Origin of the sequence: Micromonospora sp. M61, assembly GCF_018070245.1 — a bacterium.
Lineage (GTDB): Bacteria > Actinomycetota > Actinomycetes > Mycobacteriales > Micromonosporaceae > Micromonospora > Micromonospora zamorensis.
Map to the genome: position 1 here is coordinate 1 of NZ_JAGPYA010000081.1, position 24,597 is coordinate 24,597.

General features: G+C 70.8%; 21 protein-coding genes. 13 read left to right on the top strand and 8 right to left on the bottom strand.

What is annotated here, in order from left to right; genetic code table 11:
* Nucleotides 1–143: 143 nt before the first annotated feature.
* Nucleotides 144–797, bottom strand: coding sequence for an MBL fold metallo-hydrolase (locus KBX34_RS30160; protein ID WP_210928381.1), 654 nt, complete (start codon nt 795–797; stop codon nt 144–146).
* Nucleotides 798–804: 7 nt separating this feature from the next.
* Entirely contained in the window at nt 805–1,521 is a 717-nt protein-coding gene (locus KBX34_RS30165; protein ID WP_210928382.1) for a maleylpyruvate isomerase family mycothiol-dependent enzyme, read from the bottom strand.
* Nucleotides 1,522–1,700: 179 nt separating this feature from the next.
* Between KBX34_RS30165 and rsgA the strand changes: the two genes are divergently transcribed.
* The 3 genes from rsgA (at nt 1,701) to KBX34_RS30180 (ending at nt 6,708) form a co-directional block, all read left to right on the top strand.
* Nucleotides 1,701–2,771, top strand: a complete 1,071-nt coding sequence (gene rsgA, locus KBX34_RS30170) for a ribosome small subunit-dependent GTPase A (RefSeq protein WP_210928384.1) — start codon at nt 1,701–1,703, stop codon at nt 2,769–2,771.
* A 271-nt stretch (nt 2,772–3,042) separates the two neighbouring features.
* On the top strand, nt 3,043–5,988 hold the full coding sequence (gene uvrA / locus KBX34_RS30175; RefSeq protein ID WP_088949259.1) for an excinuclease ABC subunit UvrA: 2,946 nt from the start codon (nt 3,043–3,045) through the stop codon (nt 5,986–5,988).
* A 228-nt stretch (nt 5,989–6,216) separates the two neighbouring features.
* Nucleotides 6,217–6,708 carry a Rieske (2Fe-2S) protein gene (locus tag KBX34_RS30180; RefSeq protein WP_210794375.1) on the top strand — a complete coding sequence of 164 codons (492 nt, stop codon included), beginning with the start codon at nt 6,217–6,219 and terminating at the stop codon, nt 6,706–6,708.
* Nucleotides 6,709–6,789: 81 nt separating this feature from the next.
* Here the strand turns inward: KBX34_RS30180 and KBX34_RS30185 are convergent, their stop codons facing one another.
* Both KBX34_RS30185 and KBX34_RS30190 read right to left on the bottom strand, forming a co-directional pair.
* Nucleotides 6,790–8,691 (bottom strand): M91 family zinc metallopeptidase, encoded by a 1,902-nt coding sequence (locus tag KBX34_RS30185; protein ID WP_210928386.1) that lies wholly within the window; start codon nt 8,689–8,691, stop codon nt 6,790–6,792.
* Nucleotides 8,688–9,011, bottom strand: coding sequence for a hypothetical protein (locus KBX34_RS30190; RefSeq protein WP_210794373.1), 324 nt, complete (start codon nt 9,009–9,011; stop codon nt 8,688–8,690). Before KBX34_RS30190 ends, KBX34_RS30185 begins: the two co-directional genes overlap by 4 nt.
* Nucleotides 9,012–9,142: 131 nt before the next feature.
* Here KBX34_RS30190 and uvrC point away from each other — a divergent pair, with 131 nt between their 5' ends.
* Entirely contained in the window at nt 9,143–11,131 is a 1,989-nt protein-coding gene (gene uvrC / locus KBX34_RS30195; RefSeq protein ID WP_210794372.1) for an excinuclease ABC subunit UvrC, read from the top strand.
* A gap of 700 nt (nt 11,132–11,831) precedes the next feature.
* Complete coding sequence (locus tag KBX34_RS30200; protein ID WP_210928388.1) at nt 11,832–12,491, top strand: C39 family peptidase; 660 nt, start codon at nt 11,832–11,834, stop codon at nt 12,489–12,491.
* A 60-nt stretch (nt 12,492–12,551) separates the two neighbouring features.
* Here KBX34_RS30200 and recQ read toward each other — a convergent pair whose 3' ends face one another.
* Nucleotides 12,552–14,393 carry a DNA helicase RecQ gene (recQ, locus tag KBX34_RS30205; RefSeq protein WP_210928390.1) on the bottom strand — a complete coding sequence of 614 codons (1,842 nt, stop codon included), beginning with the start codon at nt 14,391–14,393 and terminating at the stop codon, nt 12,552–12,554.
* 171 nt (nt 14,394–14,564) lie between these two features.
* On the opposite strand from recQ, the gene rapZ reads away from it, so the two are divergent.
* The 8 genes from rapZ to KBX34_RS30245 all read left to right on the top strand — a co-directional run bounded on the left by rapZ (nt 14,565) and on the right by KBX34_RS30245 (nt 21,711).
* Nucleotides 14,565–15,497 carry an RNase adapter RapZ gene (rapZ, locus tag KBX34_RS30210; protein WP_371409434.1) on the top strand — a complete coding sequence of 311 codons (933 nt, stop codon included), beginning with the start codon at nt 14,565–14,567 and terminating at the stop codon, nt 15,495–15,497.
* Nucleotides 15,494–16,579 carry a 2-phospho-L-lactate transferase CofD family protein gene (locus KBX34_RS30215; protein WP_210794369.1) on the top strand — a complete coding sequence of 362 codons (1,086 nt, stop codon included), beginning with the start codon at nt 15,494–15,496 and terminating at the stop codon, nt 16,577–16,579. The genes rapZ and KBX34_RS30215 overlap by 4 nt, the downstream gene beginning before the upstream one ends.
* A gap of 54 nt (nt 16,580–16,633) precedes the next feature.
* Nucleotides 16,634–17,614 carry a DNA-binding protein WhiA gene (whiA, locus tag KBX34_RS30220; RefSeq protein WP_030337350.1) on the top strand — a complete coding sequence of 327 codons (981 nt, stop codon included), beginning with the start codon at nt 16,634–16,636 and terminating at the stop codon, nt 17,612–17,614.
* 262 nt (nt 17,615–17,876) lie between these two features.
* A complete protein-coding gene (gene gap / locus KBX34_RS30225) occupies nt 17,877–18,881 on the top strand; it encodes a type I glyceraldehyde-3-phosphate dehydrogenase (protein WP_088949253.1) in 1,005 nt (334 codons plus the stop codon).
* Nucleotides 18,878–20,077 (top strand): phosphoglycerate kinase, encoded by a 1,200-nt coding sequence (gene pgk / locus KBX34_RS30230; RefSeq protein ID WP_088949252.1) that lies wholly within the window; start codon nt 18,878–18,880, stop codon nt 20,075–20,077. Before gap ends, pgk begins: the two co-directional genes overlap by 4 nt.
* Entirely contained in the window at nt 20,078–20,869 is a 792-nt protein-coding gene (gene tpiA / locus KBX34_RS30235; protein ID WP_141910436.1) for a triose-phosphate isomerase, read from the top strand. It abuts the gene before it with no gap.
* Nucleotides 20,870–20,965: 96 nt separating this feature from the next.
* The gene (gene secG / locus KBX34_RS30240; protein ID WP_030337344.1) at nt 20,966–21,226 is read left to right on the top strand and encodes a preprotein translocase subunit SecG; all 261 of its coding nucleotides are present in this window, start codon (nt 20,966–20,968) and stop codon (nt 21,224–21,226) included.
* 143 nt (nt 21,227–21,369) lie between these two features.
* Nucleotides 21,370–21,711, top strand: coding sequence for an RNA polymerase-binding protein RbpA (locus KBX34_RS30245; RefSeq protein WP_210794368.1), 342 nt, complete (start codon nt 21,370–21,372; stop codon nt 21,709–21,711).
* Nucleotides 21,712–21,748: 37 nt separating this feature from the next.
* Here KBX34_RS30245 and pgl read toward each other — a convergent pair whose 3' ends face one another.
* The 3 genes from pgl to zwf all read right to left on the bottom strand — a co-directional run.
* A complete protein-coding gene (pgl, locus tag KBX34_RS30250) occupies nt 21,749–22,519 on the bottom strand; it encodes a 6-phosphogluconolactonase (RefSeq protein WP_210794367.1) in 771 nt (256 codons plus the stop codon).
* Nucleotides 22,520–22,673: 154 nt separating this feature from the next.
* Complete coding sequence (locus KBX34_RS30255) at nt 22,674–23,690, bottom strand: glucose-6-phosphate dehydrogenase assembly protein OpcA (protein ID WP_088949248.1); 1,017 nt, start codon at nt 23,688–23,690, stop codon at nt 22,674–22,676.
* Nucleotides 23,687–24,597 (bottom strand): glucose-6-phosphate dehydrogenase (gene zwf / locus KBX34_RS30260; RefSeq protein WP_210928392.1); only part of this gene is annotated, 911 nt, incomplete at its 5' end. The genes KBX34_RS30255 and zwf, both read right to left, overlap by 4 nt.

The following is a 24,597-nucleotide window of genomic DNA, read 5'->3' on the forward strand; positions in this document are numbered from 1 at the left end:
TCCGGGCGGTCAGGCTTGATCCCTGCGCCGGGCACGGCAGGCCCCGCCCCCGTTGTGGCTTCGGCTCGTGCGGGCGTTCCGCCGCCGTCGGGGATTATTGATCTTGGTGGTTCCTGGTCGACGTTTGGGTTTTGGGTTGGCTGTTACCAGCCTCTTGCTTTCCACTGGGGGAGGGCTGCGCGTTCGGCTCCCAGGGTGCTGTCGCTGCCGTGGCCGGGGTAGAACCACGTGTCGTCCGGCAGTTGGTCGAACAGCTTGTGCTCGACGTCGTCGATCAGCGCGGCGAAGCGCTCCGGGTCCTTGTCGGTGTTGCCCACGCCACCTGGGAAAAGGCTGTCCCCGGTGAAGAGGTGCGGGGTGCCGGCCGGGTCGCGGTAGAGCAGCGCGATCGACCCCGGGGTGTGCCCCTTGATGTGGATGACCTCCAGCGCGCAGTCACCCACCGCCACGGTGTCGCCCTCGGCCAGACGCTCCGCCTCGATCGGCAGCCCGGCGGCGTCGTCGGCGTGCACCAGCGCCCGGGCGCCGGTCTTGGCGACCACCTCCTCCAGCGCCACCCAGTGATCCATGTGCTGGTGGGTCGTCACCACGGCGGTGAGGCCACCGTCGCCGATCAGCTCCAGCAGCCGGGGCGCCTCGTTGGCGGCGTCGATCAGCACCTGGTCACCGGTGCCCGTGCACCGCAGCAGGTAGGCGTTGTTGTCCATCGGGCCCACCGACAACTTGCTGATGGTGAGCCCGTCCAGCTCCCGTACCGCCGGCGCTCCGCCGTGCGTGACGTCTCCGCTGTATGTCATGACGTTTCTAGATCCATTCCGGTGGAGTAGGCAGGGGACCGTCGGGCGTGACGGAGAGCGGTTCGCCGTCGGCGCGGCCGATCAGCCAGGCGGCGAGGTCGAAAACAGGACCGGAGACGATCGGGGCGCCGTCCCGGTCGCCGAGCACCACGTCGTGCTCGCTCCCGTCCAGGCGGAGCACCATCGACGGCGGTGTCGGCCCCATGGCGTGATGGCTGGCAGCCTCGCGCAGCAGTCGGTGTGCGAACGTCTCCGACCAGTCGGCGGGTCGGTAGTCGGCGGCCAGGTCGAGGTGGTGCACCTCGATCTCCCGCAGTCGGCCCCAGACGAGCAGCGCGGCCGGCCACGGGCCCTTACGCGCCTGCACCGTCGCCGCCCACGCCTCGGCGGGCATCGCCTCGACCGCCTCGGCGAACAGGTCGGCGGTGCGGCGAAGGTCGTCCAGGTGCTCGGCGGGCGGGCGGCCCGAGCCGGCGTCGATGTCCGCGGTGCGGGCCGCCAACGACGAGTACATCGGCAGCGCCTGCCCGGTGCGGGCCGCGGTGAGCAGGTTGACGAAACCATCGGCGTTGCGGGCCACGTGCGCCAGCACATGGCCGCGCGTCCAGCCCGGGAGCAGCGACGGGGCCGCCAGGTCCACGGCGTCGAAAGAAGCGGCGGTACGCAGAAGTCGGCTGGTGGCCGCGTCCACCTCGCCCATCAGCAGCAGCGGGTCCGTGGTCACCCGTCGACCCTAGCGGTCCGCCGTCAAGACGTCGCCGGGGAAATCGCTTTCGGCGCGTCGGCGCGCGACCTACCGTCAGCGGCAGACGCGGCACCGGGACATCGGACGGAGGTGGTTGATCATGCCGGACGTGGCACGCGTGTTCCGCCATCACCAGCTTCGACACCGATGAGGATGCCATGACGATCGATCTGACCGCCCTCGGCTGGGACGCCGAGCGGGCGGCGTACGCCGAACGACGCGGCGAGCACCACCCGGGTCGGGTGGCCCGGGTGGACCGGGGCGTCTGCACGGTGCTCACCGCGACCGGCCCGCTCCGGGCCAGCCTGGGCGGGGCGGTGCTCGCCGCCGCCGCCCGGGACCCGTCCGCGCTGCCCTGCGCCGGGGACTGGGTCCTGCTCAACCACTGGCCGGACCGCCGCGTCACAGTGGAGGCCGTGCTGCCCCGCCGGGGCGCGCTGATCCGGCGTACCGCCGGCAAGGACGCCAGCGGCCAGGTGCTGGCCGCCAACCTCGACGCGGCCGCCGTGGTGGAGCCCGTGCACCCCGAGCCGGACGTGGGCCGGATCGAACGGCTGCTCGCCCTGGCCCACGAGTCCGGCGCCCGCCCGCTGGTGGTGCTGACGAAGGCCGACCTCGCGGCCGACCCGGCCGCGCTGGCCCGCCAGTTGGCCGCGGTCGCCCCCGGGGTGCCGGTGCTGCCGGTCAGCGCCGAGCGTGGCATCGGGCTGGAACCGCTGCGCGCCGAGGTGACGCCCGGCCGCACGCTCGGCCTGCTCGGGCCCTCCGGTGCCGGCAAGTCGAGCCTGGTCAACGCCCTCGTCGGCGCGGTGATGATGCCGACACAGGCGATCCGGCGGGTCGACGGCAAGGGTCGGCACACCACCACCTGGCGGGCCCTCGTACCAATCCCCGGCGGGGGCGCGGTGATCGACACCCCCGGTGTCCGGGCGGTCGGCCTGCTGGACGGCGCGGCCGGGCTCGACCGGGCGTTCGCCGACATCGCCGGGCTGGCCGAGGGCTGCCGGTACGCCGACTGCGGGCACGACGGCGAGCCCGCCTGCGCGGTCCGCGACGCGCTGCACACCGGGGAGCTCTCCACCCGTCGGTGGGAGAGCTGGCGGCGGCTCCAGGGCGAGGTTGCCCACGAGAGCCGACGGCGGGAGGCGCGGGTGGCGGCGGAGCGGCGCGGCGGATGGCGGTCGGCTCGACGACGGACGGCCCGGCCGCCGTCGCCCGGGGGCTACTGACCAGCGGCCGGCGTTCTGCGCGGTCGAGGCTTGTGGCTCCGGGCGGTCGAGGCTTGTGGCTCTACGCTGGCGGGCCTTCCGCCGGGCGCCGTCGTGGGCTTGACGCGGTGCGGCCGACCGGGCTGAGCTGGGGGAATGTGCGGGCGGGGGAAAGTGTCATACCTCGGGGCTAGAGTTGCCGAGGCGTGTTTTCCGCGCCCGCACGACCGCTCACAATCACCCAGAGCGGGACAGATCCTTCGCTTCGTCTTCTCCCGGGAGTACACGCACTGTGGCCGACCGACTGATCATCCGTGGCGCGCGCGAGCACAACCTGCGTGACGTCAGTCTCGACCTGCCCCGGGACGCACTCATCGTGTTCACCGGGCTGTCCGGGTCGGGCAAGTCGAGCCTGGCCTTCGATACGATCTTCGCCGAGGGGCAGCGCCGCTACGTCGAGTCGCTCTCGTCGTACGCCCGGCAGTTCCTCGGCCAGATGGACAAGCCAGACGTCGACTTCATCGAGGGTCTGAGCCCCGCCGTCTCGATCGACCAGAAGTCGACCTCGCGCAACCCGCGCTCGACCGTCGGCACCATCACCGAGGTCTACGACTACCTGCGGCTGCTCTACGCCCGCATCGGTGAGCCGCACTGCCCGGTCTGCGGTGAGCGGATCTCCCGGCAGAGCCCTCAGCAGATCGTCGACCGGGTCCTCGCGATGGCCGAGGGCACCAAGTTCATGGTGCTCGCGCCGGTCATCCGCGGCCGCAAGGGCGAGTACGTCGACCTCTTCGCCGAGCTGCAGGCCAAGGGCTACGCCCGGGCCCGCGTCGACGGCGTGGTGCACCCGCTGACCGAGCCGCCGAAGCTCAAGAAGCAGGAGAAGCACACCATCGAGGTGGTGATCGACCGGCTCACCGTCAAGCCCAGCGCCAAGCAGCGGCTGACCGACTCGGTCGAGGCCGCCCTGGGCCTGTCCAGTGGCCTGGTGCTGCTCGACTTCGTCGACCTCCCCGAGGACGACCCGGACCGGGAGCGCCGCTACTCCGAGCACCTGGCCTGCCCCAACGACCACCCGCTGGCCATCGAGGATCTCGAGCCCCGGGTCTTCTCCTTCAACGCCCCGTACGGCGCCTGCCCGGAGTGCACCGGCCTGGGCACCAAGAAGGAGGTCGACCCGGAGCTGCTGGTCCCCGACCCGGAGCGCAGCCTGCGCGAGGGCGCCATCCAGCCCTGGTCCACCGGGCACAACCTGGAATACTTCCTGCGCCTGCTGGAGGCTCTCGGCGAGGCCCAGCACTTCGACGTCGACACCCCGTGGCGGGCACTGCCGGCGCGGGCGCAGAAGACGATCCTGCACGGCTCCGACGACCAGGTGCACGTGCGCTACCGCAACAAGTACGGCCGCGAGCGCTCCTACTACACCGGCTTCGAGGGCGTGGTGCAGTGGATCGAGCGCCGGCACTCCGACACGGAGTCCGAGTGGTCCCGCGACAAGTACGAGGGCTACATGCGCGACGTGCCCTGTGCGGCGTGCGGCGGCGCCCGGCTCAAGCCCGAGGTACTCGCGGTCACCCTGGCCGGCAAGAGCATCGCCGAGGTCTGCAACCTGTCCGTAGGGGAGTGCGCCGACCTGCTCGCCGGCATCGAGTTGACCGACCGGCAGAAGATGATCGCCGAGCGGGTCCTCAAGGAGATCAACGCCCGGCTGCGGTTCCTGCTCGACGTCGGTCTGGACTACCTCTCCCTGGACCGGCCGGCCGGCACGCTCTCCGGCGGTGAGGCACAGCGCATCCGGCTGGCCACCCAGATCGGCTCCGGCCTGGTGGGCGTGCTCTACGTGCTCGACGAGCCGTCGATCGGGCTGCACCAGCGCGACAACCACCGCCTGATCGAGACCCTGATCCGGCTGCGCGGGCTGGGCAACACGCTGATCGTGGTGGAGCACGACGAGGACACCATCCGCACCGCCGACTGGATCGTCGACATCGGGCCCGGCGCCGGTGAGCACGGCGGCAAGATCGTGCACAGCGGCTCGGTGCCGGCACTGCTGAAGAACAAGGAGTCGATCACCGGGGCATACCTGTCCGGGCGTCGCTCCATCCCGACGCCGTCGACCCGCCGCCCGCAGGATGCGGCACGGGAGCTGGTGGTGCACGGCGCGCGCGAGCACAACCTGCGCAACCTGACCGTCTCGTTCCCGCTGGGCCAGCTCATCGCGGTCACCGGGGTCAGTGGCTCGGGCAAGTCGACGCTGGTCAACGACATCCTGTACGCCGTGCTGGCCAACCAGATCAACGGCGCCCGACTGGTGCCCGGCCGGCACACCCGGGTCTCCGGTCTGGAGCACGTGGACAAGGTCGTCGGCGTGGACCAGTCGCCGATCGGCCGTACGCCGCGCTCCAACCCGGCCACCTACACCGGGGTCTGGGACCACGTCCGCAAGCTCTTCGCCGAGACCACCGAGGCGAAGGTTCGGGGGTACGGCCCGGGTCGGTTCTCCTTCAACGTCAAGGGTGGGCGCTGCGAGGCGTGCTCCGGTGACGGCACGATCAAGATCGAGATGAACTTCCTGCCCGACGTGTACGTCCCCTGCGAGGTCTGCAAGGGCGCCCGGTACAACCGGGAGACCCTGGAGGTGCACTACAAGGGCAAGACCGTCTCGGACGTGCTGGAGATGCCGATCGAGGAGGCCGCTGAGTTCTTCTCCGCCATCCCGGCCATCCACCGGCACCTCAAGACCCTGGTCGACGTCGGCCTGGGCTACGTACGCCTCGGCCAGCCCGCGCCCACCCTCTCCGGCGGTGAGGCGCAGCGGGTCAAGCTCGCCTCCGAGCTGCAGAAACGCTCCACCGGGCGGACGGTCTACGTGCTCGACGAGCCGACCACCGGTCTGCACTTCGAGGACATCCGCAAGCTGCTGATGGTGCTGGAGGGTCTGGTCGACAAGGGCAACACGGTGATCACCATCGAGCACAACCTCGACGTGATCAAGACGGCCGACTGGCTGATCGACATGGGTCCGGAGGGCGGCCACCGGGGCGGCACCGTGCTCGCCACCGGCACCCCCGAGGAGGTCGCCGAGGTGGCCGAGAGCCACACCGGCGAGTTCCTGCGCCAGGTGCTCAAGCTCGACGGCAAGGCCAAGGGCGCGGCCGCCGCCACCACGCGGGCGGCCAAGGCCAACGGTGTGACCAAGGCGCGGACCAGCCGCAAGGTGGCGGCCAGCGCCCGCTGACCTCGACTTCCCGAGGGCAGGTCCGGCTGGGGTTGGTGTGGCGGTTGCGGGGCGGGTCCGATCGGGTTCGTGCGCGTCCATCGCGGCGCGGGCGAGCCGGTCCGGAGCCCGCCCTGTCCCATTTCCTGGGTCGGACAGATGCTGCGGTGAACCATCCGGCACAGTTGCCCGTGTGGAGAAGTGTGACCGGCTTTCGGACCGGCGCGGCGGGCTAGAGAGAGGCGAGGCATGAGTGACGATCAGGCGCTGACCGGTCCGGGTACGCAGACACGTCGTACCCTGCTCACCGGTGTCGGGGCGGTCGGCGCGGCCGTCGTCCTGGCTGCCTGCGGCAGCGACGACGGCGGCAACGGCAGCGGCAGCGACACCCCCACCAGTGGCGGCCCCGCCGTACCCAGCACCGGTGACGCTGGCGGCGGCGACCGGCAGGGATCCCAGTCACTGGCCACCACCTCCGACATCCCGGTCGGTGGCGGCAAGGTCCTCGCCACCGACGGCGTGGTCATCACCCAGCCCTCCCCGGGCCAGTTCAAGGGCTTCAGCCCGATCTGCACCCACCAGAACTGCCCGGTCACGAACGTCGACGGCGGCACCATCAACTGCACCTGCCACGGCAGCAAGTTCTCGATCGAGGACGGCTCGGTGAAGGCCGGCCCGGCCACCAAGCCGCTGCCGCCGAAGAACATCAAGGTCACCGGCGACCAGATCTCGCTCGCCTGACCGCGCCCGTCCACGTCCCCCGTCCCACGTCGCCAGGGCGGGGGACGTCGGCGGCACGGGTGCCGGGACCGCCGCGACGAGTCAGCCGCCGTACTCCTCGCTGTACGGTTCCGGGATGCCGTAGGTTTCCCGGTCGTCCAACCGCATCTCGGCGCGCATCCCGTTCTCGGTGTATTCGATCGGGTGGCGCTCATCGATCTCGAAATGGCCGTCGCCGTCCCGGTCGACAGGCAACCCGGTGGCCTGGCGTTCGGCGTTGTTCACGCCCTCACCCACCTCGGTTGAGCCACCCCTTCCGGTATCCGGGTCGTCGGGGTTCACGTACTTTCCGTCGAGGGAGATATCGTTCTGGTGGTCGTAGACGTGCGCCATTTCGTGGAACAGCACGACTGGTGGGGGCGCCTCCTCCAGGAAGTGGTCATACCTGGGGTCGATCAGGATGCCGTACGACCCGTCGTCGTTTTCCCTCGCTTTGCCGTACGGGTCGCCGGAAATCTCTGTGATCTCGATGTCGTGCTCGGTGTCGTCCAAGGCATCCAGCATGAGCTGACCATTCGGCGAGGACTCGAACGTGTCCAGGTCGTCCTGCATCCGCTCGGTGAACTCGTCCGAGCCGTCGATGACAAGGCTGGAACCAACGTCGTTGGACACGTCGACGTGCTCGACGTGCTCGGCGCCGTCGAAGGCGTCGGGTCTCTCGGTGCCGGCTGTGCCGGTCTCGGTCTGCGTCTGTCCGTACACCAGATCACCGTCCGCGCCCGCGGTGCCACCCGACACCGTGTCCGTGCCCCGTCCGGTGTAGATCGTGTCATCGTCGGCGCCACCGGCGATGGTGTCGTCGCCACGGCCGCCCGAGAGCACGTCCGCGCCCCGGCCGCCGTCGAGGCTGTCGGCGCCCCGGCCGCCGTCGAGATAGTCGTGGTGGTCGCCGCCGGACAGGCGGTCGTCGCCCGACCCGGCGTAGAGGGTGTCCTGACCCAACCCGCCGATGACCCGGTCCTGCCCAGCGGAGGTGGCCAGGTAGTCCTGGCCGTGGCCGCCGCTGACGTGGTCGTCACCGGCCCCGGACTCGATCGTGTCCGCGCCGTCGCCACCGAGCACGACGTCATCGCCGGTACCGGTGTGGATGCGGTCATCCCCTGAGCTGCCAAGTACGGTTACCGCGCCGACACCCGGGCCGACCTCCACATTGTCGTTACCGGCCCCGCCGCGGATCGTCAACTCGAAGCCGTCCGGCACCCTCTCGCTGGAGATGGTGAACCCCGAGCGCGAGATCTCCACCGTGAGTTCGCCGGTGAACGGGTTGCGGACGATGCGGACCTCGTCGTCGCTGCCGCCGGCATTGACGATCATCCGGCCGCCGGCCATGATCACCCCAGGCCTGGGCGGCTCGTCCGGCAGGGTGAAAGGTGACGAGCCGCCGATGAACCGCTGCCACGCACTGGTGATGGTCGCCAGGCCTTCAGAGATCGCCCGTAGGTTCGCCGCAGCCTCGTGATGCACGTCCCAGGCCGGCCGGCGGATCGCCTCAGCAGCATCGATGGCGGTCTGCACTACGGTGGCGTCGGCCGCATCGGTCAGGACGAAGGTGACCCGGTCGTCGGACCGTTCGGCCCGCACCGCCCTGGTCAACGCCTCCCAATCCTCGTGGAGCAGCAGTTGGGCGCGGCCCAGCGCGTCCGCCAGGTCTTCGACCGCTTGACCACCGCGATCGGCCAGCGACGCGAACTCGTCGAGGTCCACGACCAGATTGCGGCCGTGGCCGGCGTACGTGTCGGCGACCTCACCAGTCCACCCGCTGTTGAACAACGCGTTGGCGCCGTGTTTGGTGTCCGCCGCGCTGTCGCGAGCCGCATCGGCGAGCCCTCGCCACGACTTGGCCGCGGCCATGAGCCGCTCCGGGTCGGCCTTCAGGGACCACAGGTCGTCCGTGACGATCGGTGCTGGCGGCGCCGCGGTGGAGGGTGTTCCGGGGGCGGTCATGCCAACCACCCGAGCAGGCCACCCATCAGCCCGCCGGCGTCGTCGTCGGTCTGCTGGGTCGAGAACGCGACCAGGTAGAGGCGGTCGGCGTCACCTTCCAACACCGCGTGCAGCGCGCCGGCGGCGGCCATCACCGCCTCCGTCGCGCCCTGACAGGCGTCGTAGGCCAGCGTCGCGGTCGGCGTGTCGCCGAAGGCTGCCAACGGGGCCGGAAACTGCTCCTGAGCCAGCAGCATTCTATCGCCGAACTCCTGCGACGCGGTCAGTATCCGCTCCGCGAAACCGGCAACCTCGTCTGGATCTACGGTGAAACCGCCCATGCAGATAAGCTAGCCTTCTTCATAGAAATTGACTTTCATCGTTTCGCTATCCGTCAAATCTGTTCGCGCGGTTCCTCTGACCCGAGGCCCGAACCGGGGTGTTGTCCGACCCGCTGGCTAGGCTTGCTGGCGTGGCTGACCCCTCGACCTACCGCCCCGCTCCCGGCACCATCCCGGAGCTACCGGGGGTCTACCGCTTTCGCGACGGCACCGGCCGGGTGATCTACGTCGGCAAGGCGCGAAATCTGCGCAGCCGGCTCAACTCCTACTTCGGCGACGTCTGGAACCTGCACGAGCGCACCCGGCAGATGGTCACCACCGCCGAGTCGGTGGACTGGATCACCGTCGGCACCGAGGTCGAGGCGCTCCAGCAGGAGTTCACCTGGATCAAGCAGTACGACCCCCGGTTCAACGTCCGCTACCGCGACGACAAGTCGTACCCCTATCTGGCCGTGACCCTCAACGAGGAATACCCACGGCTCCAGGTGATGCGTGGTGCCAAGCGCAAGGGGGTGCGCTACTTCGGTCCGTACTCGCACGCCTGGGCCATCCGGGAGACCCTCGACCTGCTGCTGCGGGTGTTCCCCGCCCGGACGTGCTCCGCCGGCGTGTTCAAACGCGCCGGCCAGGTCGGTCGTCCCTGCCTGCTCGGCTACATCGGCAAATGCTCGGCGCCGTGTGTCGGCACCGTCTCCGCCGACGAACACCGCGCGATCGTGGACGGGTTCTGCGACTTCATGGCCGGGCGCACCGACACCATGGTGCGCAAGATCGAGCGCGAGATGACCGAGGCGAGCGAGCAGCTGGAGTTCGAGCGGGCCGCCAAACTGCGCGACGACGTGGCCGCGCTGCGCCGCGCCATGGAAAAGCAGACCGTGGTGTTGGGCGACGGCACCGACGCCGACGTGGTCGCGTTCGCCGACGACCCGCTCGAGGCGGCCGTGCAGGTCTTCCACGTCCGCGACGGCCGGGTCCGAGGGCAGCGCGGCTGGGTGGTGGAGAAGACCGAGGACCTGACCACCGGCGACCTGGTGCACCACTTCTGCACCCAGGTGTACGGCGGCGAGCACGGCGAGGCCGACGTGCCCCGGGAGCTGCTGGTGCCCGAGCTGCCCGCCGACGCTGACGCGCTGGCGGAATGGCTCTCCAACCACCGGGGCAGCCGGGTGTCGCTGCGGGTGCCGCAGCGCGGTGACAAGCGCTCACTGATGGAAACGGTCGAGCGCAACGCCAAGGACGCGCTGGCCCGGCACAAGCTGAAGCGATCCGGTGACCTCACCACCCGGGGCAAGGCACTGGACGAGATCAGCGAAGCACTGGACATGCGCACCTCGCCGTTGCGCATCGAGTGCTTCGACATCTCCCAGATCCAGGGCACCGACGTGGTGGCCAGCATGGTGGTCTTCGAGGACGGGTTGCCTCGCAAGAGCGAATACCGACGGTTCATCGTCCGTGGCGCCACCGACGACCTCTCCGCGATGTCCGAGGTGTTGCGCCGTCGCTTCGCCCGCTACCTGGACGCGCGGGCGGAGACGGGCGAGGTGGGCGTCGAGTCGGCCGACGACCCGGTCACCCCGGAAGACGCGGCCGAGCCGCAGATCGGTGTGCTGATCGATCCGACCACCGGCCGGCCGCGGAAGTTCGCGTACCCGCCGCAGCTGGTGGTCGTCGACGGCGGTGCTCCGCAGGTCGCGGCGGCAGCACAGGCCCTTGCCGACCTGGGCATCGACGACGTGGCGTTGTGCGGCCTGGCCAAGCGGCTGGAGGAGGTCTGGCTCCCCGACGACGAGTTCCCGGTCATCCTGCCGCGCACCTCGGAGGGTCTCTACCTGCTGCAACGCATCCGCGACGAGGCCCACCGGTTCGCCATCACCTTCCACCGGCAGCGCCGCTCGAAGCGGATGACCGAGTCGGCACTCGACCACGTACCCGGCCTCGGCGAGGTGCGGCGCAAGGCGTTGTTGCGGCACTTCGGCTCACTCAAGCGGCTCTCTGCCGCAACGGTCGAGGAGATCACCGAGGTGCCCGGGGTGGGCCGACGCACCGCCGAGGCGATCCTGGCCGCCCTCGACAAGGACACGAAGACCGACGACAGCGCGGAGGCGACCCCCAACACCTGACACCGCGCCGCGCGGCCTCGGGGGTCAAGTCGCGCAGCACGCATGATCGTGCTCGTAGTGGCCTCGTCGGCGCCGGATGGGGCCTGTTACGTGGATCAAGCACGACCTTGGGGTGATGCGTCGCGTGGGCCGTCCCCGGGGGTGCCGGTGTCCGGTATCGCCAGGTCGATCAAGATCCGCGCAAACACATCGGGCAACCGCCCGCCGCCCGGCACCCGGGCCAAGATCCGCGCAACACATCGGGCAACCGCCCGCCGCCCGCCACCCGGCGAAGATCCGCGCAACATCAGGGAACTTGCTGCCTCGTAGTGGTCTGAGGCAGCAATTTCCCGGAAAGTGCGCGGATCTTGGATTGTCGGCGCCCGGGGTTGCGGGGTGTGGTGTCCGGTTCGGCGGATCCGTCCGTGGGGCGGATGTCCGGTTTCGGCGTGGCTGTCCCGTGGTCGGGGCCACCCTGGCGGCGGAATCGTGGGCCGGGCGGGGTCGTTATACCTGGCATGCCACCGCGACTTTCGGGTCGTGAGGCGAGGGCGCACCGGCCGGGAACATCCGCTGGGCCGCCCCGGTTACATCCCCCGCAACGCCCGAGCAGGTCCCCCCGGATCGCCGGCGTTCCCCCCGAGACTTTCCCGCACGGTCACCGTTCCCCCTTGTGTGTCGTGCCGTGCGGACACCCCCAATCGCAGAGGAGCACGCCATCATGCGTACCGATCTGATTCGTAAGACCGCTCTGAGCGCTGCTGGTCTGGCCTTCACCGGCGGCGCCATCGTCGGACCGATCACCGCCGCGTACGCCGCGACCGATGCCAAGCCCACTACTCAGACGCAGTCTGATCGCAAGCCTGCTGGTGAGCGTCAGCTGGGCGTGCGCTACGAGGCGCAGCCGAACTTCTACTACTGCGGGCCCGCCGCCGCCCGTAACGCCCTGAGTGTGCAGGGCAAGGACATCAGCGTCGACGCGATGGCCAAGGAGATGGGCACCACCGAGGCCGGCACCAACTCGATCAACGACATCACCCCGGTGCTGAACAAGGAAACCGGCAAGAACGACGCGTACCGGTCCGTGGAGATCAGCAGCCCGGATGCTGACGCGAAGCAGACCGACAAGCTGCGCGCCGACATTGTCAAGACCGTTGACGACGGCCGGGCCGTGGTCGCCAACATCGCCGGCACCACCACTGACACCGACGGTGCTATCCACTCGTTCGAGGGCGGGCACTACATCAGCGTCGTCGGCTACCGCGACAACGGCACCATCGTCACGATCGCCGACTCCGCCAACCCGAACACCGCCTCCTACGACGTCACCGTCGAACACCTCGCCGACTGGATCGCCACCCGCGGCTACGCCACCAGCTGACCGCGACTGACACACCGAAGGGCCGGACCCCACCACGGGGCCCGGCCCTTCGGCACGTCCTCAGTCCTCGGCGAGGACGGCCAGGATCTGCTCGCCGTACTTGGCGAGCTTGTTCTCGCCGACTCCGCTGACGCCCGACAGCTCGGCAAGCGAGCCCGGCGCGTCAGTGGCGATCTGTCGGAGAGTGGCGTCGTGGAAGATCACGTACGCCGGAACGCCCTGCTCTTTGGCGGTGGTCGCCCGCCAGCCACGCAGCCGCTCGAAGAGCGACGCGGCGGCCGGGGTCAGCTCGGCCACGACGGTGGCCGAGCCGCGCGGCTTCGACGAGCGGCTCGAAGCTGGCTTCTCCGGTTCGCGGCGCATCGTGACCGTGCGGCGGCGACCCAGGACGTCGGCACTGGCCTCGGTCAGCGCGAGCGTGCCGTAGTCACCCTCGACGGCGAGCAGCCCTTCGGCGAGCAGTTGCCGGACGACGCCCCGCCACTCCGCCTCGCTCAGCTCGGAGCCGATGCCGAAGACGGTCAGCGAGTCGTGACCGTGCTGGCTGATCTTGTCGTTCTGCTTGCCGAGCAGGATGTCGATGCAGTGCCCCGCGCCGAACCGCTGGTTGCGCTCACGGTCGAGACGAAAGACCGCGGAGAGCAACTTCTGGGCGGCGACAGTGCCGTCCCAGGTCTCCGGTGGGGTGAGGCAGGTGTCGCAGTTGCCGCAGGCGGCCGTGGACGTCTCGCCGAAGTATTCGAGCAGCTGGACCCGCCGGCAGCGCACCGTCTCGCAGAGGGCGAGCATCGCGTCCAGGTGCGCGGCGAGGTTGCGGCGGTGGGCGAGGTCGCCGTCGGACGTCTCGATCATCTTGCGTTGCTGGACCACGTCCTGCAGCCCGTACGCGAGCCAGGCGGTGGACGGGAGGCCGTCCCGCCCGGCGCGGCCGGTCTCCTGGTAGTAGCCCTCGACGGACTTGGGCAGGTCGAGGTGGGCGACGAACCGCACGTCGGGCTTGTCGATGCCCATGCCGAAGGCGATCGTGGCCACCATCACCAGACCGTCCTCCCGCAGGAAGCGCTGCTGGTTGGCGGCGCGGGTGGCCGCGTCCAGACCTGCGTGGTACGGCAGTGCGGCGACCCCGTTGGCGACGAGGAACTCGGCGGTCTTGTCGACCGAGGCACGGGAGAGGCAGTAGACGATGCCGGCGTCGCCGGGGTGCTCGTCGCGCAGCAGCGTCAGCAGTTGCTTGCGCGGCTCCCGTTTGGGCACGATCCGGTACTGGATGTTGGGCCGGTCGAAGCTCGCCACGAAATGTCGGGCGTCGTCGAGGTTGAGCCGGGTGGCGATCTCGGTGCGGGTGGCGCTGGTCGCGGTGGCGGTCAGCGCGATCCGCGGCACCTCTGGCCAGCGTTCGTGCAGCATCGACAGCGCCAGGTAGTCGGGGCGGAAGTCGTGCCCCCACTGGGACACGCAGTGCGCCTCGTCGATCGCGAACAGGGAGATGCGCCCCCGGTCCAGCAGGGCGAGGGTGGACCGGACGCCGAGCGCCTCCGGGGCGAGGTAGAGCAGGTCCAGCTTGCCGGCGACGAAGGCCGCCTCGACCCGACGTCGGGCGTCGAGGGTCTGGGTCGAATTGAGGAACCCGGCGCGGACGCCGACGGCGGTGAGCGCGTCCACCTGGTCCTGCATGAGGGCGATCAGCGGGGAGACGACGACCGCGACGCCGTCGCGGACCAGGGCCGGGATCTGGTAGCACAGCGACTTGCCACCACCGGTGGGCATCAGCACCAGCGCGTCGCCGCCGGCGACCACGTGGTCGATCACGTCCTGCTGGAAACCGCGGAAGGCGTCGTAGCCGAACACCCGGCGCAGCACCGGCAGCGCGTCCTCGGTACGCAGGTCGGTGGGGGAAGCCATCCGCGGAGTCTACGAGCCCACCCCGACACCGCCGACCCGGCGCACCCGAGCGAAGGGTGTTCACCCCACGACCCGTGGCGGGTGCGTGGGCTTGCGCCGGTGGCGGGATAGAGTCGCTGATTGACCAATCGCGGCCAACGGGGGCCGCGGCGCCACGGCTTGGGGGTATGGGTGAGCGAGGCGCGCACAACCGGTGACCGGATCGACGACCCGGCGGCGGTTGACGGGCAGGTGGCGGCCGAGTCGGAGACCACACTCGTGGTCGTCACCGGCCTCTCCGGCGGTGGCCGCAGCACGGTTGCCAGGGCGTTGGAGAACGTCGGCTACTACGTGGTCGACAACCTGCCGCAGGCACTGATGCTGGACATGGCCGAGCTGGCGTTCAAGGCGGGCGGGGCCGCTCGGCGCACCGCGATGGTGCTGGACGTGCGGTCCCGGGCCTTCTCCACGGACCTGGCCGGGGCGATCCGTGAGCTCAAGGACCGTGGGTTCTCGCCCCGGGTGGTCTTCGTCGACGCCGACGACGAGGTGTTGATCCGACGGTTCGAGAGCGTGCGCCGGTCGCATCCGCTTCAGGGCGACGGACGGCTGGCCGACGGCATCGCCGTGGAGCGCGGTCTGCTGGAGGAGGCGCGCGACCAGGCCGACGTGATCGTCGACACCAGCCACCTGAACGTCAACCAGCTCCGTCGGCGCATCGAGGAGCTGTTCGGCGGCGAGGACGCCCGCCGGCTGCGGGTAACCGTGCTGTCGTTCGGCTTCAAGTACGGTCTGCCGCCGGACGCCGACTTCGTGCTGGACGCCCGCTTCCTGCCCAATCCGTACTGGGTGCCGGAGCTGCGCGAGCACACCGGTCGGGAGGAGGCGGTGAGCGCGTACGTGCTGGGTCAGGAGGGTGCGGACGCCTTCGTCGCCTCGTACGCCGACCTGGTCAACGCCACGACCGCCGGCTTCGAGCGGGAGGGTAAGCGCTACCTCACGGTCGCCGTGGGCTGTACCGGCGGCAAGCACCGCAGCGTGGCTATCGCCGAGGAGTTGGCCGGGCGGTTGCGCCACTCCGGGTTGGCGGCCAACGCCCAGCACCGCGATCTGGGGCGGGAATGACGGCCCGGCGGGTGGTGGCGTTCGGCGGCGGGCACGGGCTGTCCGCCTCGCTGCGCGCGCTGCGTCACTGCGCCCCCGAACTCGACCTCGACATCACCGCTGTGGTCACCGTGGGTGACGACGGGGGTTCCAGCGGCCGGTTGCGGGCCGAGCGGGGCGGTCTGCCCCCGGGTGATCTGCGTCAGGCGCTGGTGGCTCTGGCTGGGGATCACCCGGCGACCCGGCGCAGCGCCGGGCTGTTCCAGCACCGCTTCGCCGCCGTGCCGGCCGGCGTACCCCCGCTCGGCGAAGCCGACCCGGGCCCGGCGGCGACCGACCGTCGCAACCCCGACCCGCGCGACCAGGACGCCGGCGCGACCGTCCCCGGCGCTGAGCGGGCGAGCATCCGCGCCGACGGGCTGGCCGGGCACGCGGTGGGCAACCTCGTGCTCTGCGGCCTCATGGAGATGCTGGGCGACCCGGTGGCCGCGCTGGAGCACGCCGGCGCGATGCTGGGCACTGTCGGCCGGGTGCTGCCGATGTCCCGTCAGCCGGTCGGCATCGAGGCGCAGGTCCGAGGTGTCGACCCGGCCGCCCCCGACGAGGTACGCACCGTGCGCGGCCAGCACCAGGTGGCGGTCACCACCGGGCGGGTCGAGTCGCTGCGCCTCACCCCGTCCGCCCCGCCGGCCTGCGCCGAGGTGATCGAGGCGATCAGGGCGGCGGACTGGTTGATCTTCGGGCCGGGCAGCTGGTACACCAGCGTTCTCCCGCACCTGCTGGTGCCGCAGTTGGCCGACGCTATCGTGTCCACCTCGGCCCGGCGGTTGGTCACGTTGAACCTCGCGGCCGAGAAGGAGACCCTCGGGCTCTCCGTCGCCGATCATCTCGCGGCGCTGCACTGGTACCTGCCCGAGCTCAAGGTGGATCTCGTGCTCGCCGACGCCAAGGCGGTGGGTGACCCCGAACCGGTCGAACGTGCGGCAGAATCGCTGGGTGCCCGCCTGGTCCTCGCCCCTGTCGCCGTCACCGGTGGCACTCCCCGCCATGATCCGGCTGCCCTGGGCGCCGCACTGGTGCCTGTCCTGGGTGCCGATCGTTAGACACGTACGTAATCTCCGGCGACACGCCGGAACCGGTCCGTGAGGGGACGCACAATGGCGATGACGGCCGCGGTCAAGGACGAGCTGAGTCGGGTCGACGTGCCCAAGCCCTGCTGTCGGCGGGCGGAGATGGCCGCACTGCTGCGCTTCGCCGGCGGGCTGCACATCGTCTCCGGCCGCGTGGTGGTGGAGGCTGAACTGGACACCGGGGCGGTGGCCCGACGGCTGCGCCGGGAGATCGCGGAGGTCTACGGGTATCCGAGCGAGATCCACGTGCTGGCCTCCGGTGGGCTGCGCAAGGGCAGCCACTTCATCGTGCGCGTGGTCAAGGACGGCGAGGCTCTCGCCCGGCAGACCGGCCTGCTCGACGTGCGGGGTCGTCCGGTGCGCGGGCTGCCCCCGCACGTGGTGGCGGCGAACGTCTGCTGCGCGGTCTCCGCCTGGCGGGGCGCGTTCATGGCGCACGGCTCGCTCACCGAGCCCGGCCGCTCCAGCGCACTGGAGATCACCTGCCCGGGGCCGGAGTCGGCGCTGGCGCTGGTCGGCGCGGCCCGCCGGATCGGCATCACCGCCAAGAACCGTGAGGTACGCGGGGTGGACCGGGTGGTGGTCAAGGACGGCGACGCCATCGCCGCGCTGCTCACCCGGATCGGCGCGCACTCCAGCGTGCTGGCCTGGGAGGAGCGTCGGGTGCGCCGCGAGGTGCGGGCCACCGCCAACCGGCTGGCCAACTTCGACGACGCCAACCTGCGTCGCTCGGCGCGCGCGGCGGTCGCCGCCGCCGCCCGGGTCACCCGTGCGCTGGAGATCCTCGCCGACGAGGCGCCCAACCACCTGACCGACGCCGGGCGGCTGCGCCTGGAGCACCGGCAGGCCTCGCTGGAGGAGTTGGGCGCGCTGGCCGACCCTCCGCTGACCAAGGACGCCATCGCCGGGCGGATCCGCCGGCTCCTGGCGCTGGCCGACAAGCGGGCCCGGGACCTCGGCATCCCGGATACGGAAGCAGCCGTCACGCCCGACATGCTCGTGGTCTGATAGGACGGTGGGGCCGCACGGTGCGCCCGGGGCACTACCCGGCGCAGCGTGGTCTCGCACGCTCGGATAAGGTCGCTGCGTACGGCAAGGGGGCCGACACAGGCACTCCTCGTCGTGCGCACCGCCTCGGGCGGTCAGGTCCTCAGACCGCGGCGGGGTGGCCGAGAAGAACCGTCAACGGCCGGCTCCAACGGTCGGCGCACACCACTCCGCCGGCCCGTTGTCTGAAGCCGGCGGACCAGAACGCGAGGAGCTGGAACCTGTGACCATCCGGGTTGGCATCAACGGCTTTGGCCGAATCGGCCGTAACTTCTTCCGGGCAGTGCTGGCGTCTGACGCCGACATCGAGGTCGTGGCGGTGAACGACCTTACCGACAACGCGACGCTTGCCCACCTGCTCAAGTACGACAGCATTCTGGGTCGCCTTCCCTACGAGGTCAAGGCCACCGCCGACGAGATCACCGTCGGTGGCAAGACCATCAAGGCGTACGCCGAGAAGGACCCGTCGAAGCTGCCGTGGGGCGATCTGAACGTCGACGTCGTCATCGAGTCGACCGGCTTCTTCACCGACGCCACCAAGGCCAAGGCGCACGTCGACGGCGGGGCCAAGAAGGTCATCATCTCCGCCCCGGCGAAGAACGAGGACGTCACCGTCGTCATGGGTGTCAACCACGACACCTACGACCCGGCGAAGCACACCATCATCTCCAACGCCTCGTGCACCACCAACTGCCTCGCCCCGATGGCGAAGGTCCTGCACGACACGTTCGGCATCCAGCACGGTCTGATGACGACGATCCACGCGTACACCCAGGACCAGAACCTCCAGGACGCGCCGCACTCGGATCTGCGTCGTGCCCGGGCCGCCGCGCTGAACATCGTCCCGACCTCCACCGGCGCCGCCAAGGCGATCGGTCTGGTCCTGCCGGACCTCAAGGGCAAGCTCGACGGGTACGCCCTGCGGGTGCCGATCCCGACCGGCTCGGTCACCGACCTCACCGTCAACGTGGGTCGCGAGACCACCGTGGACGAGGTCAACGCCGCGCTGAAGGCCGCCGCGGACGGCCCGCTCAAGGGCATCCTGGTCTACAACGAGGACCCGATCGTCTCCAGCGACATCGTCACCGACCCGGCGTCGTGCATCTTCGACGCGCCGCTGACCAAGGTCGTCGGCAACCAGGTGAAGGTCGTCGGCTGGTACGACAACGAGTGGGGTTACTCCAACCGCCTGGTCGACCTGGTCAAGCTGGTCGGTAGCTCGCTGTGAGCATCCGGACCCTCGACGACCTGCTCGCCGAGGGGGTTTCGGGTCGGCGCGTGCTGGTGCGCGCCGACCTGAACGTCCCGCTCGACAAGCAGACCGGTGCGATCACTGATGATGGCCGGATCCGCGCGGTGCTGCCGACCCTCGGCGCGCTGGTCGAGGCCGGCGCGAAGGTGGTCGTCTGCTCGCACCTGGGCCGCCCGAAGGGCGCGCCGGACCCGCAGTTCAGCCTGGGCCCGGTCGCCGGGCGGCTCGGTGAGCTGCTCGGCGCCCCGGTGCACTTCGCCACCGACACCGTCGGCGATTCCGCCCGCTCCACCGTCGCGGACCTGGCCGACGGCCAGGTCGCCCTCCTGGAGAACCTGCGGTTCAACGCGGGTGAGACCAGCAAGGACGAGGCCGAGCGGGGCGCGTTCGCCGACCAGCTCGCCGCGTTCGGCGACGCGTACGTGGACGACGCGTTCGGCGCGGTGCACCGCAAGCACGCCAGCGTCTTCGACGTGCCGGCCCGGCTGCCGCACGTCGCGGGCCGACTGGTGCTGCGTGAGGTCGAGGTGCTCTCCAAGCTCACCGGTGACCCTGAGCGGCCGTACGTGGTGGTGCTCGGTGGGTCGAAGGTGTCCGACAAGCTCGCCGTGATCGAGGCGCTGCTGCCCACCGTCGACCGGCTGCTCATCGGTGGCGGGATGTGCTTCACCTTCCTCAAGGCCCAGGGCCTGGAGGTGGGCACCTCACTGCTGGAGAAGGACATGGTCGACACCTGCCGCAACCTGCTGGAGCGGTCCGGCGGCAAGATCATGCTCCCGGTCGACGTGGTGGTGGCGGACGCGTTCGCCCCGGACGCCGCGCACGACACGGTCCGTGTCGACGGCATCCCGAGCCACCGGCTCGGGCTGGACGTCGGCCCGGAGACGGTCGCCGGTTTCAGCGCCGCACTGTCCCAGGCGAAGACGATCTTCTGGAACGGCCCGATGGGCGTGTTCGAGATGCCGGCCTTCGCGGCGGGCACCCGGGGCATCGCCGAGGCGATCACCAAGGCCGACGCGTTCAGCGTCGTCGGTGGCGGTGACTCGGCGGCGGCGGTCCGTGCCCTGGGGCTGGACGAGTCGTCCTTCGGGCACATCTCCACGGGTGGCGGCGCCTCCCTGGAATACCTCGAGGGCAAGACCCTCCCCGGCATCGCGGCCCTGGAGAACTGAATGTCGAGCACCACCCGCCGGCCGTTGATGGCCGGCAACTGGAAGATGAACCTCAACCACCTCGAGGCCAACCTGCTGGTGCAGAAGCTGGCGGCCAGCCTCACCGAGAAGCAGCTCACCGCCGTCGAGACGGTCGTGCTGCCGCCCTTCACCGACCTGCGTACCGTGCAGACCGCGGTGGACGGCGACAAGCTGCTGATCGGCTACGGCGGGCAGGACCTGTCGCCGCACGCGTCCGGCGCGTACACCGGGGACATCTCCGGGCCGCTGCTGGCCAAGCTCGGCTGCACGTACGTGGTGGTCGGGCACTCCGAGCGGCGGGCCTACCACCACGAGGACGACACGCTGGTCAACGCCAAGGTGAAGGCGGCGCTGACGCACGGCCTGACCCCGATCCTCTGCGTGGGGGAGGGGCTGGACGTGCGCGAGCAGGGCACCCACGTGGCGCACTGCTCCGACCAGCTCGACGGGGGCCTCGCCGGGCTCACCCCCGAGCAGGTGCGCCAGGTCGTGATCGCGTACGAGCCGGTCTGGGCGATCGGCACGGGCAAGACCGCGACGCCGGAGGACGCCCAGGAGGTCTGCGGGGCGGTCCGCCAGCGACTGGCGGAGCGCTTCGACCAGGACACCGCGAACCAGGTCCGGGTCCTCTACGGCGGCTCGGTCAAGGCGTCAAACGTCGCCTCGATCATGGCCCAGCCGGACGTGGACGGGGGCCTGGTGGGGGGTGCCAGCCTGGACGCGGAGGAATTCGCTCAGATCTGCCGCTTCCCGGAGCACCTCGCTCGCTGATCGCTCGGTATCCTTGACACCGCCCGTCCACCGGTCGGTGCCACCGTGCCCGATCAGACCGGGCGAGGATCGCTACGAGAGGAACTGACCCCAGCCATGCCGATCTGGTTCGCATACACGTTGATCGTGTTGCTGGTCATCACGAGCATTCTGCTCACCCTGCTGATCCTGCTGCACCGCGGCAAGGGCGGCGGTCTGTCGAGCATGTTCGGCGGTGGCGTCAGCTCCAGCCTCGCCGGCTCTTCGGTCGCGGAGAAAAACCTGGACCGTTACACCGTCCTGGTGAGCGTCGTCTGGTTCGCCGCCATCGTCGGGCTCGGGCTCTGGCTCCGCCTCCAGATGAACAGCGGCGCCTGAGCAGGCTCGTCAAGTCGTACAATCTGCGCGCGGTCCGTCACTCGACGGGCCGCGCGCAGGCTTTTCTCCGCTGCACCGCGTCGCCCGCCGCCCATCCTGAGAAAAGGACGGCGGGTCCCCTCCGACGACAGGAGCGAGCAGCCGTGCCAAGTGGCAACGTCATCCGCGGCGCCCGAGTCGGGTCCGCACCCATGCGGCCCGACGAGCGGCACCAACCCGCCCCCCGACAGGACGTCACCTACTGGTGCCGCAACGACCACCGGATCGACATCCGGATCGCCGCGGACGCCGAGGCGCCGGCCCTGTGGGACTGCCCCCGCTGCGGCCTGCCCGCCGGGCAGGACGCGCAGAACCCGCCCGGCCGGGTCCGCGCCGAGCCGTACAAGAGCCATCTGGCGTACGTGAAGGAGCGGCGTACCGCCGAGGAAGGCGAGGCGCTGCTGGCCGAGGCGCTCGCAGCGCTCCGCCGCCGCCGCGGCGAATAAGAAGGAAGGGCCTCCGTCGAGGGGCCCTTCCTGTCGGTCAGCGGAGGCTGCGCAGCCGGGCGGGTACGTCGGCTGCGGCGGCCCGATCCAGCAGCCAGCGGGTGCGACCCACACCGTGCACCCCGGCGGCCGGCAACTGCACCGGCCCGGCCCCGGCCAGCGCCATGCCCACCGCGCGGGCCTTGTCGGCGCCGCCGGCCACCAGCCAGACCTCCTCGGCGGTGTTGATCGCCGGCAGGGTGAGGGTGGTCCGCACGGCCGGCGGCTTGGGGCTGCCCCGCACGGCGCTGCACGGGCGGGTGTCGTAGTGCACCGGGTGCTCGGGGAAGATCGACGCCACGTGCCCGTCCTCGCCGACGCCCAACATCAGCACGTCGAAGTGCGGCAGCGTGCCGTGCCCGGGTCCGGCGGCGCGGGCCAGTTCCTCCCCGTACCAGGCCGCGGCGGCCTCGGGGTCGTTGCCGGCGGGGCCGTCGGAGGCCGGCATCGGGTGCACCCGGGCCGGGTCGAGCGGCACCACGTCCAACAGGGCGGCCCGGGCCTGGGTCTCGTTGCGGTCCGGGTCGCCGGCGGGCAGGAACCGCTCGTCACCCCACCACACGTCGACCCGGGACCAGTCCACGGCGTCGCGGGCGGGCAGCGTCGCCACCGCCCGGTACACGGCGGCGGCGATCCGACCGCCGGTGAGCACCAACGACGCCTCACCCCGGTCGGCCTGGGCGTCGAGCATCTTCACCAGCAACCGGGCGGCCACGGCCTGCGCCAGCAGATCGGCGTCGGCGTGGACCGCGACACTCGCCTCACTCATGGGTTGCGCCTTCGTTTCCCGACCGCGTGCGGTCGCTGTCGCGTCGTACCCGGGCTGGAGGCCCGAGGTGGCGGGGCGAGTGCCCCGGAGGTTCCGGGGCAGGGCCCGGTGGGTGACCCGGCCCTGCCCCGACGTTGTCGTGCCCCGGTCGGGCTCAGCCCTCGCCGCTGGTGCCGGCGTGTGCGGTGACCCCGGCCTCGGCGCGCCGGGCGGTGGCCGGATCCTTCCAGACGTGCACCCGCTGCGGGGGACGCTGCTCCAACCCCCGCAGACCGACCGTCGCACCCAGCGCCTCCGCGTACACCTGGTCGGCGTCCAGTCGGCGCAGCTCCTCGGCGAGCTCGTCACCGAGCGGACGGCGGACCAACGGCAGAGCCCGGTCGTCCTGGCCGGTCCGCCGGAATACGGCCATGCTCTCCTCGCGGGTCAGCGTGAGCTGATCACCGTTGGCGCAGCTCAACTGCACCTCCCGCATCCGGGGGAACTCGTTGGTGTCCACCCGGCGCGGGGTGATGCCGAGCCGGCTGGACAGCCAACCGACCATCAGCGCCGCCGTCGGGTCGCTGGGCGGCGCGACGACTGTCGCCTCGGTGACCCGCTCGCTGGTGGTGTCGAACGCCCCGGCGACCAGGGTCCGCCACGGGGTGATCCGGGTCCACGCCAGGTCGGTGTCGCCCGGGGCGTAGTCCCGGGCACGCTGGTGCAGCGCCTCCACCGGGTCGGCGGCCTGCGCCGAGTCGGTGATCCGCCGGTCGGCGACCACCCCGAGGAAGTCGGTGGCGATCTCCGCCGGTGGCTCGCCGTGCCACCAGGTGACCACCGGCACGTCGGGGACGAGCAGCGGCATCACGACCGACTCGGCGTGCAGGGCCAGCCGCCCGTACATCCGGGTGACCACCGCCTCGCACGGGCCGAGCCGGCCACCGACGACGATCTCCGCGTCCAGCCGGTTGCGGTCCCGCTCGATCTCGGAGCGAACCACCACCACCAGCCGGCACGGGTGGGCGGCGGCGGCGATCGTCGCCGCCGCCTCCGCCTCCCGGACCCGCTTCTCGTCCACCACCACGATGAGGGTGAGCGCCATGCCGCTGGCCACCCCGCCGGCACTGCGCCGCTCGGCGGCGAGCGCCTTGACCACCTCGTTGCCGGTGGTGTCCCACAGCCCGATCATGCTCGTCTCCAAGCGCGGCCCTCGCGGGCCAGCATCTCGTCGGAGGCGCGTGGACCCCACTCGCCGGCCCGGTACGGCTCCGGCGTGGTGCCAGCCCAGGCGTGCTCCAGCGGGTCGATCACCTGCCAGCTCTGCTCGACCTCGGACGCGTCCGGGAACAGGGTGCGGTCGCCGATCAGCACGTCCAGGACCAGCCGCTCGTACGCCTCTGGGCTGGACTCGGTGAACGCCTCGCCGTACTGGAAGTCCATCGCGATGTCGCGGACCTCCATCGTGGTGCCCGGCACCTTCGAGCCGAACTTGAGCACCACACCCTCGTCCGGCTGGACCCGGATCACGAGCTGGTTGTTGCCCAGCGACTCCATGTCCGCGTCGTTGAACGGCAGGTGCGGTGCCTTCTTGAACATGATGGCGACCTCGGTGACCCGCCGGGGCAGCCGCTTGCCGGCCCGGATGTAGAACGGCACCTCGGCCCAGCGGCGATTCTGGATGCCCAGCCGCACCGCCACGTACGTCTCCGTGGTGGATGCGCTCGGAACGTCCTGCTCCTCCAGGTAACCGACAGCGCGCTCGCCGCCCACCCAGCCGGGCAGGTACTGACCGCGAACGGTGTCCCGGGCGACGTCCTTGGGCAGGGTGATGGCCTTGAGCACCTTCAGCTTCTCGGCCCGGATCTCGTCGGCGTCGAAGCTGGTCGGCTCCTCCATCGCCACCAGGGCGAGCAGTTGCAGGAGGTGGTTCTGGAGCACGTCACGGGCGGTGCCGACGGTGTCGTAGAAGCCGGCGCGGGTGCCGATCCCGACATCCTCGGCCATGGTGATCTGCACCGAGTCGACGTACTTGGAGTTCCACAGGGGCTCGAACAGGTTGTTGGCGAACCGCAGGGCCAGGATGTTCTGGACCGTCT